Raw genomic sequence first — 295 nt, forward strand, 5'->3', positions numbered from 1 at the left:
GCCCGCACTCGTCTTCCGGCGCGTGAGCTGATGGAAATGCACGATTGGTCCCGAGGCTGGAGCGCGGGGTCGCCTCGTGCACTGTTCGGAGCCACGTGTAATTGGTTGGAAGAACAAGAAGGAAGGTCGTGGTCCCGCGATCCGCAGTATCGACTGCCGTATCCCGTACCGGACGTAGCTGACTCTCGATGGGGTCTGGTCTATGACATGATCAATGTGTTCTTGGTTGAGGACGCAACGGAGTTCTGGAACCGAAAGGCCGATTCAGCAGACCCCGATCGAAGCACGTATGACT

1 protein-coding gene is annotated in these 295 nt (G+C 58.0%); it reads left to right on the forward strand.

Features of this window, described 5'->3' with window-relative positions; translation table 11 throughout:
- Nucleotides 1-105: 105 nt before the first annotated feature.
- Nucleotides 106-295 (forward strand): hypothetical protein (locus AC1RPW_RS08345; protein ID WP_481769498.1); only part of this gene is annotated, 190 nt, incomplete at its 3' end.

It is taken from the genome of Dellaglioa sp. CoH-55-MRSF-8 (assembly GCF_056782195.1).